We start from the raw sequence: 13496 nt of genomic DNA, 5'->3' as shown, positions 1-13496 counted from the left end.
CCGACGTTCTGCAAGAACAAAAATCAGCCCCGGCCCAGATTCGGCAGGGTGGAAATGAGGCTGGCACCACAACTGGTCTTATGGCCATCCAAGGCCACAGCCCGGCCATCGATGATCCAGGTGGGATCTCCCTCCACGATGACGGCCATGGGATGCCCGTCGATGGGGCAGGTCACCTGATCACCAACCCGAGCCACGCCCTTGCCCATGATGGTGTAGTTGCCGGCGGCGCTAACCACAACGCCACCATGGCTGGTGGGATCGCCCAGACGAATTACGCTTTTCATGCTGCAGCCTCCTGAGGGGGTATTTCCGGAGCAAAGAATGGAACGATGAAACCCAGATCAAAACGGCTCTCACCATCAAACTGAACCCAGCATGTGGGGGTTCCGCTCGCAGCGGTTTTGTTGACGGCCTGGGCCAATAGCCCCAGAGGTAAGGCCCGGCCCAGGTCGCCCACCTTGGCCGGGAAATTGGTGGCTTCATCAATGGGATTCAGGTTGATGTCGAAGCAGTGCAAGGCCAGTCCTACTGCCGCCAGGCGGGGGCCGGAGCAGTCGATGCCGCCGGCGTTATGTACCAGCCAATCACACTCAGGCACTACGTCTGTCTTTTCTGATGGGTCTGCCGATACAACCCCGTAAGGCCAAGGCAAAAGACCAGCATTGACCATGGCCCGCTCCATGGACAAACGGAAAGCGTTACCCAATTCATTGGACCTTCCCGGCTTTCCCCGATAGTCGTCACCGTGGGAACGATGCAGCGTTGCCAAGGGAACGCCATTGCTCAAGCCCTTTCTCGCCTCGGCAGGGAGGCAGGCCAAGGGCATCAGGATGGGACTCAACTCAATGCCTCGTTCCCAGTAGGTGGTGTAACTATCCTCAAGCAAGCCGTTCCTTGGCAAACTCTCCTCCACCACCGCCAGCAACACCGACAGGCGCGGATTTCCAACCGCCATGGCGACCACCCCCTGGGCCGGAACACCATGCCACTGCCGCATCTCCCGCTCCGCTGCTGACAACTCATCATCCTCTTCCCGACTGGCCCAACGGCACCAGGGAGAATCAAAAGCCAGCACCACCAGGCCTGGCAACTCCGGTTCCTGTTCGAACTGCTGGATCAGGATATCGGCAAGGGCGCCTCCTCCAGCCGGCATCGCGAATACCCGGGGAGCAGGAGTCCGGCAGCCCGGAGAGGCAGGACTCCCCTGACGACCGAGGCCGGCATCGTTACTCTGGATGACGACATCGCCAAACTCTGAGGATCCCAGTTGCAGCAGGGCCTCGCGCACCAAGGCACAACAATCATCCGCAGCCAATTCAGCCGGCCCCTGCAGCAGAACGGGAAAGGCCATCGCGCCGGGGCAGGATGAATAAAGGGATTGCATCGCTTCAACAAGATGGGGAGCCAAATGCCGTCCAGCCTGGGGCGCCTCTGCCAAACCATCGTCGTCGCGAAACGCTGGCTCACCATCCAAAGCCAGAACAGTCACACCGTCAGCACCGGGACTAACCGCCCCTGCCCCACCCCGTTCCAACCAACCGCTGATGGCAACAGCGAGGCAATCGGCCCCGGCACGACGACGGGCAAGCTCCTCAATGTGGCGCGCACGAGCCAGTTGCTCCTGTCGCACCTGTTCCTCCCGCTCAAGCTTCGCCCGCTGCAGGGCCTCTTTTTCCTGGCGCTTCTTTCGTCCAACCAGCACATACCAGCCAAGACCATACGCCAGGCACGGCGGGAGCAGATGCAAAGCCAGCAATACCGGAAACGAATGGGCCGACAACTCCAGTCGGACAACAAACCAGAGCAGCAGGGCCCAAACGATGACGAGGGCAACAAAAAGGGTAGAACGCTTGAGCAGAGCTAGCACAGGTTCACATTCCTCGGTTCAGCACTCATTTCTGGCCTCGCAGTGGCGCCCACCAGGGCCAGTAGGCCCAGGCGGCGCTGCGGGCGCGGAACCAGGGCTTGCTTTCGTCCCGGGGCTGACGCTCTGCCGGCGGGGTTACCAGCACCGCCAGGGCGGTGTCGTCTTCCGCCGCCGAAACCGCCAGGGCTGGAGTGCCAGCTGCCTGGACGTGGGCCACGGCCAGGGCCAGGTGCAGGGCGCCGGTGGCGGCGCCGCAGTCGCCGAACAGGCTTTGGACGTCGAACAGGTCCCGCTCCAGTTCGGCTCCCGGGAAGAGAGTCTGCAGCGCCGGCATCAGGCGCCGGATGCGGGCCTTGCCGGTGTCGCTGCGTAGCTGGCTGTCGTGGAAGATACGGCCCACCTGCTCGGGCTTGACCTCCCCCGAGACCAGGGCACCGGCCAGGGCCGTCTCCCAGGCCCGGCGCAGGGTCGGGTGGCCCTCCCTGTGCTGCGGGTTCTTCACCACTTCGTTCTGTACCCGGTGAATCCAGGCCAGGGGCTGGCGCAGGGTGTCGTAGTCCGGATGGGCAAGGACGATCAGGACGCTGTTCTCGTTGGCCTGCCGGGTCTTGGGATAGCCTGGTGCATCCATGGACATGACCCAGGCGGTCTTGTCCGGGTGGGTCTCCAGCCAGTCCAGGGCAGCGGCCAGGGAACGGAAGGGCATGGAGGGACCGCCCTGGCGGACGACGACTTCGGTGAGTTTGTGCTCAGGGTTGTTCTCCGGGCGGTAGGAACCGGAGATGTCCATAATTTGTTCCTGAACAACTCCTCTTATCTGCTCTATCGAAGTCGAAAATGGATAGCGTTCTTTTGTTATGAATACGTCATCTCCCCAACCAAATTCACGTGAAGTTGCGGCATCAATAAGTGCCGGAAGACCTAAGCTATCCGACTCTCGCATAGAACGATCCGGCCCTGAAAACTCCACATGGACATCGGTCCACTTGGGGCGATTGCTCCCCTTCGCATCGCTGTAGAAACCGTTCTTGACTGTGAAATAGGGAATCCGATGTGGGAGTAACATTTCGACAAGATGACGCTCGATAAAGCCACCACCAAAGCTTGATCCTTTGCCGCCGGAACCAATTGCTCGAATTGCCTTAATGCCCTGATAGTCAGGATCACTCTTGGCTTCCTTGTCGTCCGGGTTAGGTTCCGCCAGTCCCATCAAGCGGTAGAGGTTCCACTGAGTCGGATAGTCCCGCCACACCACCGGCCCTACCCATTGCACAGCTACCACTTGGGCGACGAAGCGGGCTTTCTTGTCGGCTGCCGGTTGTTCGCTCCGGGCCGCCACCGCATTGCTCCATTCGGCCGCAACGACGCGACCGCTGGACAGATACGCCAGGGGCAACACCAGAGCACCAAAGGCCAGCAGCAGGGCGGACGAACGTTCCATGGCTTACTTGCCCTTCCGTTCCGGCGCCCACCAGGGCCAGTAGGCCCAGGCAGCACTGCGGGCGCGGAACCAGGGCTTGCTTTCGTCCCGGGGCTGGCGCTCTGCCGGCGGGGTCACCAGCACCGCCAGGGCGGTATCGTCTTCCGCCGCCGAAACCGCCAGGGCCGGGGTGCCAGCGGCCTGGACGTGGGCCACGGCCAGGGCAAGGTGCAGGGCGCCCGTAGCGGCGCCGCAGTCGCCGAACAGGCTTTGGACGTCGAACAGGTCCCGCTCCAGTTCCGCGCCTGGGAAGAGAGTCTGCAACGCTGGCATCAGGCGCCGGGTACGGGCCTTGCCGGTGTCGTTGCGTAGCTGGCTATCGTGGAAGATACGGCCCACCTGCTCGGGCTTGACCTCTCCCGAGGCCAGGGCACCGGCCAGGGCCGTCTCCCAGGCTCGACGCAGACTCGGGTGGCCCTCCTTGTGCTGTGGGTTCTTCACCACTTCGTTCTGTACCCGGTGAATCCAGGCCAGGGGCTGGCGCAGGGTGTCGTAGTCCGGATGGGCAAGGACGATCAGGACGCTGTTCTCGTTGGCCTGCCGGGTCTTGGGATAGCCTGGTGCATCCATAGCCATGACCCAGGCGGTCTTGTCCGGGTGGGTTTCCAGCCAGTCCAGGGCGGCCGCCAGGGAGCGGAAGGGCATGGAGGGACCGCCCTGGCGGACAACGACTTCGGTGAGCTTGTGGTCGGGGTTGTTCTCCGGGCGATAGGCGCCGGAGATGCTCATGATTTGATCTTCGACAGCACCCTCCATCTGCTTGGCGGAACCAGAGCGCAGGTAGCGCTCCTTGGTCATGATCATGCCGTCGGGCCAACCGTATTCGGCAGCTCCAGCGTCGGACATCGAGGTCGGTAATCCCCCGGGACCATCCGGTTGCCGCATAGGCCGATCCGGTCCGGAAAACTCCACATGGACATCGGTCCATTTCGGCCGATTGCTCCCCTTAGCATCACTATAGAAACCGTTCTTGACTGTGAAATATGGAATCCGATGAGGGAGTAACATTTCAGACAGATGAGACTCGATATAACCATCGAAACTTGCATCTCCTGCCTTTGTATTAGATGCAATCGCCCGAATCGCCTTGATACCTTGATAGTCTGGATCAGTCTTGGCTTCCTTATCGTCGGGATTGGGTTCAGCCAACCCCATCAGCCGATAGAGATTCCACTGGGTCGGATAGTCCCGCCATACCACCGGCCCCACCCACTGCACTGCCACTACTTGGGCAGCAAAACGAGTTTGGGGGTTGGTCGCTGCTTGTTGGAGCTGACTCGCTTGCTCCTTTAGAGCCACGGTCTTAACCGACTCCATTGCTTCAGCCCGGGTGCTAAAACCATAGGCACCGATAACCAACAGGCCACCTAACGCCAGCAGGGTGGGCCATTTCACAATACGCATCATTGCGTCTCCTAATCCCATTGAATGCAGTTCCCCTTGCTGGCCTAGCCAATAGCCATAGGCTAGGCATAGAGTCATCCAGCCAAGCAGGGCCAGAGCGATGCTGATTGCCACTCGCTTAAGCGTCATGACGCTCTCCCTTAGGTGCCCAAGCCCGCTCATTCTTGATCTTGGGCGGCAGACCCTCTAGGCGATACCTAGCAAGCTGATGTGGATATTTGTTTTCTTCCAATTTCCCTCTCTCGAAATACAAACGGAATCCATCAGGATCGTTTGGCGGAGTCATCAGCCGCCAATCCGCCACCTTGCGGAAGGTCAGCCAGTCCTCATCCGAGAGCTTGGCCATGCCAATGGCCACGTCCCAGGCCAAAGCCTTCTGGGCATGGGCCGGATTGGTCATGATGGTGCCGTGGTCCACCGAGTTGTTCTCGTCAGCGCCGTTGAGCAGTTCCATCTGCTCTTTTTTGGCCCAGGCGTTCCATGCTTCGTCCGCTTCCGGACCACCCGGGTCTCCCGGGACGGTGCCGTCTTCTCCGACCTTGCCGGCCCGGCGGGTGGAGAGGCGCACTTCGGCCCGGTACTGGTAGCGCAGGGCGGCCTGGGTATCCCGATCCCCTTTGCCCTTGGCATTGAGGGGGTCCGTTCCGTCTTGCGGGTTTTCTTTGTTCAGGGCATCCCGGTCCGGATCAGCGCCCTGATCGAAGTCGCCTTCCTCACCGTAGCGCATGCCGCGGGGCTGGAAAGGTTCCGGTAGCGGCGGGGCGTTGAGGGGGGTGATCCAGTTTTCTGGGGGATCGGCATTGACCGGGGTGCGGGCAGCGGCAGTGCCCAACCACCAGATAGGGGCGGTGATCAGGCTCATCAGTTTGACGAACCAGTTTTCGCCGGACTCCAGGGCGTTCTTGAGGACGTACTTGGCTGCCGGTGACGGGGGATGGAAGAAGCTGCCGCTGCCGGGCGTCTTGCTGCCCCGGGCATTTTCCTTCCAGAAGTCGTAGCTGCCGGCCTCACCCACCGTCTTGCCTTCGGCGAAGACACGCTGGAAGAAGGTCTTGCCGCTCGGATCCACCGTTTTCAATTGATCGTCATCGAGCCCCATCCAGCCGATGCCCTGGATAGTCTTGACCGAGATGAGCTGGTCGTGGGGGTTGAAATAGAGGGTGATGCGACCCGGACCGTCCTTTTCCGCGGTGGGGTCATAGACAAAAGGGAAACTTCCATCCTTGGGGCTACGGTTGGCCATTCGCTCGTTGACCGGGTCGGCGGGCTGTCCCTTGCCAGCCCTGGCTTGAATTAGTTCCACCAGGGCCTTCAGTGTTTCGCTACGGGCGCCGCCGGTCTGGCGGCCGCCGTCGCCGCGCTGGCTCCAGCTTTCCATGAAGTTGTCGGGGACCAGGCTGTAAGGCGGGTTGGCCAGGACGTAGCGATCAGCCACGGCATCCGCATCCAGGGTGTCGCCGATGAAGGCGGCGGCCATGCCGATGATGTTGCCCTGGCTGTGGCAGACGATGGTGATGGGAATATCTTTCTGTTTTTCCCGGATGCGCTGCACCAGCCGGGCGAGCCGATGGGCGGCGTGGGCGTAGTAGGAGCGGGGCGGGCAGTGATAGACCCTGCGGCCCGAGGTACTGTTGAGGTGCTGGGCGGAGAGCCAGAGGAAGAGTCGGGGGTTGAGCCCCTCGCCCCAGGCATCGGGCAGGTTGGTACAACCGTTGGCGAAGGGTCCGCCACCCCAGGCATGGAGTTCGTTGAGCCAGATCTTGTCGCCGTATTCTTTTAGGGCGGCATCGTCGGCCTTGTAGCCCCAACGGAAGCGGATTACCGGGGAATAGTTGGCTTCCTTGATGAAGGTTTCGTGGTCGAACTTGCGGTCGATGAAGCCGTCATCGGTGAGCTCGGGAAGATAGGCGGCCGGGGCCAGTTGCCCGGCGCTACAGACGGCTATGTGTTCATCCTGGCGCCTGAGGCGGTCATTCAGCCCTTTGCACAGCCCCTCTTCGGCCTGCTCGAACCACTCCCCATCCGAATTGACGCCATGGACGAAGATGTAGACACCGGGCAGGGGAAGCCGACTAAAAAGATCGTGGGGAGACCAACCTTTTTTCAGGCTCGACGTATCGCCGTCCACGATCAGGACATCATTTGAGGTATCGCTAGTCATGACTTATGCCGTAGGTTGGCCGGTGGCAAAGAAAATCGAGAAATCGTTGGCATCTCACCCACCACCTTGAGTAGGCGAATCGAAGTACTCGATCTTGAGTTGCTCAAGGGTGTCGCTTTGCACCAAAGGTGTCTTGCCTTCGGCATCGGTGCGCCCCTCGACCACACTTCCGTCCCCGCGAGTAATGCGGAAACGGGCATTGGCAACCGGCTGGCCATCCAGGGGATTGAGCAGACGGAAGGTACGGTCAAAGTCGCCTTGATTGAACTTGGGTAAAGGTGGATTCATGCTGCTCGGACCACTCCAGTCATGGGTAGCACCTTTGACCGAAACGGTGCCGGGGCAATGGATATCGATGTTGCCGTTGGCGATGCGGATGTAGCCACCACCGGAGGTGACGAGAATTTCTTTCTTGGCATTCCACAGTTGCACGCTCTTGCAAGCGGTGAGCACTACTCGCTTCTGGCCGGTAACGGCCATCGGTCCATCCTGGGCCTGCATCTCCACCCTCCCCCTGGCGGCATAGAGCTTGATGGCGGTCTTGTCCTTGACGCCCTGGACGAAGAGGGAGATGGACTGGCCGACGTTGTGGATCCAGCGTCGGGCGGTGCTCTGGTTGGTGTCCCGGGCGGAGACCTGATCGAAGTTCTGTCCCGTGGCAAAGGTGGCGGACTGGGGCGTGGTGATGCCGATCCCGGCCACGGCGCTGGCGACGAGGATGGGCTGCTGCCCGGCTTCGTCCGGCTGTTCCTTGGCGCCGCCCTTGTGCTCCGGATCGGTGTTGCTGCCCTTCTCCCAGGCCGCCAGGGCCTGCTTCAGATGCCATTGGGTGCCCTTGGCCTTGGCCTTGCCTTCGGCATCCTGGCGCTCTTTTCCGGTCTCGGTCTTATCGGCGTTCTGCTGGGCGGCGCTGTCGGCCAGGCTCTGGGCCAGGGCGAAGGCGGCATCGAGCTGGCCTAAAGCCCCTTCCCGGTCCAGCTGTTTGCCGCTGGCCCCGGCCTTGGCTTCGGTACTGAGGAGCAGCCCCTGGGCAGCCCGGATGGCCCCGGCCTTGTCGGTGCGCTGTTCGAAGCCTTCACCCCGGGGCTGGCCTTTGCCTTCGCTCCGGGGGTGAATCAGGTAGCCCTGGTTGTGTTGGGTCTTGCCGTGTTCGCTGGAGAGCTTGGCTCTCAGTTCGCCGGTGCTGTCGTCAAAGAGCAGTTCGTTGTAGCCGTTGCCTTTGTATTCCTTGCTCTTGATCCCGGCCAGCGTCCGGTTGGCCGGCAGGCTGCCGGCCCCGGAGTAGGTGGGGGGGCGGTGGCTGCCGTTGTAGAGCCCGGCCATGACCACGGGCCGGTCGATGTCGCCTTCGAGGAATTCCACCAGGACTTCCTGGCCGATCCGGGGCAGGTACTGGTGGCCCCAGTTAGCGCCGCCCCAGGGCACGGCGACCCGGATCCAGCAGGAGGAGCGGTCGTCCAGGGCGGCACCGCCGTCGGGGTGGTCCTGTTCCCGGGCCCAGTGGAACTGGATCTTGATGCGCCCCAGGTCGTCGGTATGGATCTCTTCGCCCTGGGGGCCGACCACGGTGGCGGTCTGGGGACCTTTGGCGGTGGGCTTCTGGTAGGGGGCGTAGTCGGGGGCGATGGGGGTGTCCCGGCGGACGGCGGTGAAGGTGTTGCGGTAGGGCTGCTCACCGGTGGCGCCGGCAGCATCGCTGGCTGTGCCGCGCTGGCCGGCGGCGCTGGCCAGGAGGCCGGGCAGGCCGTCCGTCAGGTCGCCGGGCAGGTTGTTCCTGGCGTGCCAGTTCAGGCTGCGGACGAGGAAGCGGCGGCTGTCGTCGTCTTCGCCTTCGTGGCGGGGGTGGTCTTCGAGCTGGAACCATTGGCCGGCGGTGAGGCCCCGGACGCTGCTCTGGCCCTGGTAGTCCTTGGCGGCCCGGTCCCGGCTGTCCTGCCGCAGCTGGGTGTAGCGGGAGAGGTCGTCGTTGTCGGCGCCGTAGTAGTGGGCCTGGGGATCGTAGGCTTCGAGCCGGCTTTCGACCTGGCCCCCTTGTTCGCCCTGGTCGGTGGTGCCGGGGGCGTCGGCCTGCAGGGGGGTGACGGGTTTGTAGTCCCAGGCGAGGAGCTGGCTCTTGCCTGAGCGCAGGCGCCGGGCGGTGTCCCAGGCGGTGAGGCTGTCGGCCTCTTCGCTCGCGTCGGCCCGGTGGAAGCGGATCTTCTCCTGCTGGGCCGGGGTGGGCTCGTAGGGGTCGTCGAAGAGGACCAGGGTGTGCAGGGGGGTGGCGTCGTCCTGGCGCTGGCCGCTGCTGTCCTCTTCCTGGAATTCGTAGCGGGTGGCGATGCCTTCTTCGGCCAGGAGGCGGCGGATGAAGTCGCGGTCGGATTCCCGGTATTGCAGGCAGTAGGAGCGCTGGGGGTAGTCCTTGGCCAGGCGGTTCTGCCAGCGGCAGGCGGCAGCCCAGGGGCCACCGGCGTCCCGGTGTTCGGACAGGAGGGTGTGCACGATCTCGGGGACGCTCTTGTCCTGGAAGACCCGGCTGTTGGTGCGGTGGGTGAGGAGGGAAAGGCCGGGGACGATGACCAGGGCGAAGCGGGAGAAGCCGCCGTCGGCGCCTTCATGGCGGGCTTCGGCGATGAGGCCGGAGATGGTCTTGTGGCCGCCGTCGGCCAGCAGCAGGTTGAGTTCGGCGATGCGGCCGATCAGTTGCTTGAGTTCCAGGTGGGTGTCGGGGGAGAGGCACCCCACTTCCACCCGGTAGTCGCCGGAGACGGATTCTTCTCCCCTCGCTTCCACCGGCAGCAACTCCTCCGAACCAACTCCCAGTACCCGGAGCTCCAGCAGCCTCGACTCTTGTACAAAGGCGCTGGCGTAGCTGGAAAGAAGGTCCTTCAAATGGGCTGCAGCCATGGCGTAAAAACAGCAAAAAGGGGAAATGAGGGGCCGGCCTGAAGCCGGCCCGGAATGCCGAGCCGATTAGGCGATGGTCTTGTTGGCGGTAAGGTCCCACCCGGCGCTGACATTGCCGCCACCGGCTCCATCACCGCGCTTCTGCTGGGTGTAGATCCATTTGATCTTGCCGTAGCTGAAACTGACCTTCTCGTTGGGGAACCCTTCGGCGGCGGTACCATGGGGCTCCACTTTGGAGATCAGCACCTGTTCCAGCTTGATCTCCATGTACTTCACCTTGTCACCACCGGCACGACAGAGCTCCAGGGTGATTTCGCTGATGTGCTTGCCGGTGCAGCAGGCTTCGTAGATCTTCGGACTGGCCTTGTCCAACAGATGCACCACATCAAACGTGGAGTGGTTGACCCGTTCGGCGGTAGCACCACCTGCGGAACTGGCAGTGGCAGAAGCGGGCTGGTCCATCTTGTGGGCGAAATGGGAAATTTCGATCCAGTCTTTGTGCTTGTCATCGGTGCTTTCACCGGGAATACCGTCGATTTTCAGAAAGGCGTCAAAAGCCATGAAATGCTCCTTGATGGATTAACAAAATTGCTCAGACAGAAGAAATTTCAGCGAGCAGGCTTGGGCAACTCGGCCACCAGGCGCAGTGAGATGGTGAGTTCGTCCAACTGGAAATGGGGACGCAGGAAAGCCGCTGCCCGATAAACACCAGGCTTGCCGGGAACTTCCACAACGTCCACATGGGCTTCCCGCAGGGGATACTTGGCCTTCGCCTCCTGAGAGGCGGAATCGTCCAGCAGGACGTACTGGGCCAGCCAGGTATTGAGGAAATCCTGTACGTTCTGGCGGGAAGCAAAGCTGCCGATCTTGTCGCGCATGATCGCCTTCATGTAATGGGCGATACGGGAGGCGGAAAAGATATAAGGAAGCTGGGTCGACAGACGGGCGTTGGCATTGGCCGCGTCGGTGTTATAGGTCTTGGCCTTCTGGCTCGACTGTCCACCGAAGAAGGCCGCATAGTCGGTGTTCTTGCAGTGGACCAGGGAAATGAATCCAAGATCGGACAACAGCTTTTCGCTACGATCAGTAATCGCCACCTCGGTGGGACACTTGAGCGCAATCTCCCCGTCGTCGGTCTTGAACGTGTGGGTTGGCAGCCCTTCCACCAGCCCTCCACCCTCAACGCCGCGGATGGCGGCCAACCAGCCGTATTTGGCGAATGCGTCAGTCAGACGGGTTGCAAACGCGTAGGCGGCATTGGTCCATAGATACTTGTTGTGGTCAGAACCGTCAGCGTCTTCTTCGAAGTTGAACTCTTCCACTGGTACCGTGTCCCGCCCATAGGGAAGACGCCCCAGCACGTGAGGCAGAACCAAACCGACATATCGGGAATCCTCAGACTCGCGGAAGGATTTCCATTTGGCATACTCCACCGTGTCGAAAATTTTCGCCAGGTCCCGGGGTTTGCCGATATCGGTAAAACTCTCCAGGCCAAACAGGCCGGATGCTGCTGCGGTAATGAAGGGTGCGTGGGCGGAAGCCGCGACATGAGACATTTCTTCCAGAAGGTAGAAATCCTCGGGATGCCTGGTGAACTCGTAGTCCCCAACCAAAGCTGCATAGGGAGCCCCACCGAATGTGCCGTATTCCTCTTCATAGATTTTCTTGAAAAGGGCACTTTGATCGAATTCCGGAGCTGCCTTGAGGTCCTTGATCAGATCCTTCTTGCTGGCATTCATCACCTTGATCTTCAAGGTGGTACTGGTTTCAGACTGCATCACCATATACTTGAGACCGCGCCAGGAAGCTTCCAGCCGTTGGAAATCCGGATGGTGCATGATGGCATTCACCTGGTCCGATAGCAGCTGATCCAGTTCGGCAATACGCAGGTCGATACTGGCAGAAAGGTCTGACGAAAGAGTCACAGCTCCTTTCAGAACCTGGTCCACCAGTTCGGAAATCAGGTTTCGGGTATGGCGCTTTTCGCTGTCGCTGGTCGCGACCCGGCTCTGATCGATAATGCTGTCGAGCAGGCTGGGGGCTGCAGCATCGGCTACAACGCTCTCAGGCTCTTGCAGTTGGGCTTCGGCACTCATGAATATTTACTCCTGTTCCGGCCCATGACCGGCATTGATCTGTTTCAGCTTCTCGGTATCGCGAACGATGGCATCAAGCAGCTCCTCGAGCTTGTCGTTGCCGACCATCTTGTTGCGCAAGTCCGATAACTTGGCGCGAACCTCGAGCAACTGACGCAAAGGCTCGACCTGCTTGACGACGTTCTGGGGCTCAAAATCCTCGAGCTTCTCGAAATTCAGCTCGACGGAGAGTTGGCTGCCGTCATTCTTCAACTTGTTGTCCACCCGAGCCGCAATGCGAGGAGCCATACCCTTGAGAACATCGTCAAAGTTGTCTCGATCGATGGCTACGAACTTCCGATCCTTGACCTTGGGCAGGGGCTCTTTTGGGTTACCAGAGTAATCGCCCAGAACCCCCATGACGAAGGGCAGCTCCTTGGTTTCGATGGCATCGCCAATTTCGACGTCATACGTAATCTGGACCCGTGGCGGCCGCACCCGGGAGAGTTTCTTCTGCGTGCTTTCCTTTGCCATTACTTCACCTCTCTACTAGTCGATACGCTGCAGATACCGCATCAAGCGGCGCTTAATTTCTTGCCGATCTCAGCCAGCAGATCGGCAACGATGCTCAATGGCTGTCGGGGATCGGACAGCACGCGCCCCAGGGCGAATGCCGTTTCCGCATATTCGGGATGCCCTCGCCACAACTCGTTTTCCTTGCCTAGGTCGAGGGCACTTTCTGCTCCATTACTGCCGTGACCATCGAAGACATAGCCCAATTTGCGCGGCATACGCCCAAAGGAAACACTGAGGCCAGGAGCAGAGGTACCGGCATGAAGAAAATAGCAGCCGGTCCACGGTTTCTTTCCCCATAAGGCAGTTAGAAGCGTCAGCCAAGTGCTGGCATAAAGCGCACCCTCCCCTTTACCAACGGGTAGAGGCAACGCAATCTCCTGGATCACGGCGGGATTCTCGTAGCGGCGGAGGAATGCCAGGTAAAACGCGATGTTGAGCAATGCCTGCTGGAGGGAAGGTATGCCGGTCGCAACCAGGAAGCCCTCCAGCTCGGCTACGGTGTGGGATTCCAGAAACTGCCGAACAAGCCCCCTTGCCAACCCCTTATCTGCATCGTTACGAGCCTCTGCCACACAGTTGGCCTGCAGAAATTCCCGGCATGAGACCGCCTCTACGGAGTTATCGATCGCATTGGCGATCTGTGAATGCAGCCCGTCAAAAAACACCTCAAGGGAAATTGGAACCAGACTGGCTTCGGCGGAAAGATCCTCCACCGGACGGATAACACCAGCCACGAAGGGATAGCGCCGACCGGAACTATCCCGGCTTGCCTGCCAACCACCGTAGAAAACCCAGCGCTTATCCGCAGAGGTGTAATAGAAGTCGGTACGAGGCGCTGCGTCATATCGGGTTTCCCACCCCAGACCGGCAGACATCTGCTCCAGAGCGGTTTGAACCAAGCCGTCGAATTCACCAACCACCGGATGTACGGCATTCAGGCGTACGAAATCCGCCCGATTGGGCAATTTGCCCATCATTGCGTAGGTTCCCGGATCGCTTGCGGGCCGGCTCATAAATGAAAGTGCCATCTTCATTCCGTAT

10 protein-coding genes are annotated in these 13496 nt (G+C 60.8%); all 10 read right to left on the bottom strand.

Going from position 1 to position 13496, the window contains the following annotated elements:
• Nucleotides 1–23: 23 nt before the first annotated feature.
• The 10 genes from OEL49_RS04190 to tagF all read right to left on the bottom strand — a co-directional run bounded on the left by OEL49_RS04190 (nt 24) and on the right by tagF (nt 13483).
• Nucleotides 24–287, bottom strand: a complete 264-nt coding sequence (locus OEL49_RS04190; protein ID WP_205230910.1) for a PAAR domain-containing protein — start codon at nt 285–287, stop codon at nt 24–26.
• Nucleotides 284–1870 (bottom strand): hypothetical protein, encoded by a 1587-nt coding sequence (locus OEL49_RS04185; RefSeq protein WP_287874072.1) that lies wholly within the window; start codon nt 1868–1870, stop codon nt 284–286. The genes OEL49_RS04190 and OEL49_RS04185 overlap by 4 nt, the downstream gene beginning before the upstream one ends.
• Nucleotides 1871–1895: 25 nt before the next feature.
• Nucleotides 1896–2660 (bottom strand): hypothetical protein, encoded by a 765-nt coding sequence (locus tag OEL49_RS04180; protein ID WP_287874071.1) that lies wholly within the window; start codon nt 2658–2660, stop codon nt 1896–1898.
• A 654-nt stretch (nt 2661–3314) separates the two neighbouring features.
• Complete coding sequence (locus OEL49_RS04175) at nt 3315–4196, bottom strand: hypothetical protein (RefSeq protein WP_287874070.1); 882 nt, start codon at nt 4194–4196, stop codon at nt 3315–3317.
• A 676-nt stretch (nt 4197–4872) separates the two neighbouring features.
• Nucleotides 4873–6915: a T6SS effector phospholipase Tle3 domain-containing protein gene (locus OEL49_RS04170; protein WP_287874069.1), complete on the bottom strand. Its 2043-nt coding sequence runs from the start codon at nt 6913–6915 to the stop codon at nt 4873–4875.
• A 54-nt stretch (nt 6916–6969) separates the two neighbouring features.
• Nucleotides 6970–9804 carry a type VI secretion system Vgr family protein gene (locus OEL49_RS04165; protein ID WP_287874068.1) on the bottom strand — a complete coding sequence of 945 codons (2835 nt, stop codon included), beginning with the start codon at nt 9802–9804 and terminating at the stop codon, nt 6970–6972.
• Between the two features lie 66 nt (nt 9805–9870).
• Entirely contained in the window at nt 9871–10365 is a 495-nt protein-coding gene (locus tag OEL49_RS04160) for an Hcp family type VI secretion system effector (RefSeq protein WP_205231557.1), read from the bottom strand.
• A gap of 47 nt (nt 10366–10412) precedes the next feature.
• Nucleotides 10413–11900 carry a type VI secretion system contractile sheath large subunit gene (gene tssC, locus OEL49_RS04155; protein ID WP_205231556.1) on the bottom strand — a complete coding sequence of 496 codons (1488 nt, stop codon included), beginning with the start codon at nt 11898–11900 and terminating at the stop codon, nt 10413–10415.
• Nucleotides 11901–11906: 6 nt separating this feature from the next.
• The gene (tssB, locus tag OEL49_RS04150) at nt 11907–12413 is read right to left on the bottom strand and encodes a type VI secretion system contractile sheath small subunit (RefSeq protein WP_205231555.1); all 507 of its coding nucleotides are present in this window, start codon (nt 12411–12413) and stop codon (nt 11907–11909) included.
• 41 nt (nt 12414–12454) lie between these two features.
• On the bottom strand, nt 12455–13483 hold the full coding sequence (gene tagF, locus OEL49_RS04145; RefSeq protein ID WP_287874067.1) for a type VI secretion system-associated protein TagF: 1029 nt from the start codon (nt 13481–13483) through the stop codon (nt 12455–12457).
• Nucleotides 13484–13496 lie beyond the last annotated feature (13 nt).

Source organism: Azospira sp. (genome assembly GCF_030247495.1).
Taxonomy (GTDB): Bacteria; Pseudomonadota; Gammaproteobacteria; order Burkholderiales; family Rhodocyclaceae; genus Azospira; species Azospira oryzae.
The sequence above is the reverse complement of the archived record's forward strand: the minus strand, read 5'-3'. Positions and strand labels throughout refer to the sequence as shown.

Excerpts from the sequence above, each read along its gene's own strand:
- tssC (WP_205231556.1), bottom strand. The coding sequence starts at position 11,900 with ATGAGTGCCGAAGCCCAACTGCAAGAGCCTGAGAGCGTTGTAGCCGAT.
- OEL49_RS04165 (WP_287874068.1), bottom strand. The coding sequence starts at position 9,804 with ATGGCTGCAGCCCATTTGAAGGACCTTCTTTCCAGCTACGCCAGCGCC.
- OEL49_RS04175 (WP_287874070.1), bottom strand. The coding sequence starts at position 4,196 with ATGTCCGACGCTGGAGCTGCCGAATACGGTTGGCCCGACGGCATGATC.
- tagF (WP_287874067.1), bottom strand. The coding sequence starts at position 13,483 with ATGGCACTTTCATTTATGAGCCGGCCCGCAAGCGATCCGGGAACCTAC.
- OEL49_RS04160 (WP_205231557.1), bottom strand. The coding sequence starts at position 10,365 with ATGGCTTTTGACGCCTTTCTGAAAATCGACGGTATTCCCGGTGAAAGC.
- tssB (WP_205231555.1), bottom strand. The coding sequence starts at position 12,413 with ATGGCAAAGGAAAGCACGCAGAAGAAACTCTCCCGGGTGCGGCCGCCA.
- OEL49_RS04180 (WP_287874071.1), bottom strand. The coding sequence starts at position 2,660 with ATGGACATCTCCGGTTCCTACCGCCCGGAGAACAACCCTGAGCACAAA.
- OEL49_RS04190 (WP_205230910.1), bottom strand. The coding sequence starts at position 287 with ATGAAAAGCGTAATTCGTCTGGGCGATCCCACCAGCCATGGTGGCGTT.
- OEL49_RS04170 (WP_287874069.1), bottom strand. The coding sequence starts at position 6,915 with ATGACTAGCGATACCTCAAATGATGTCCTGATCGTGGACGGCGATACG.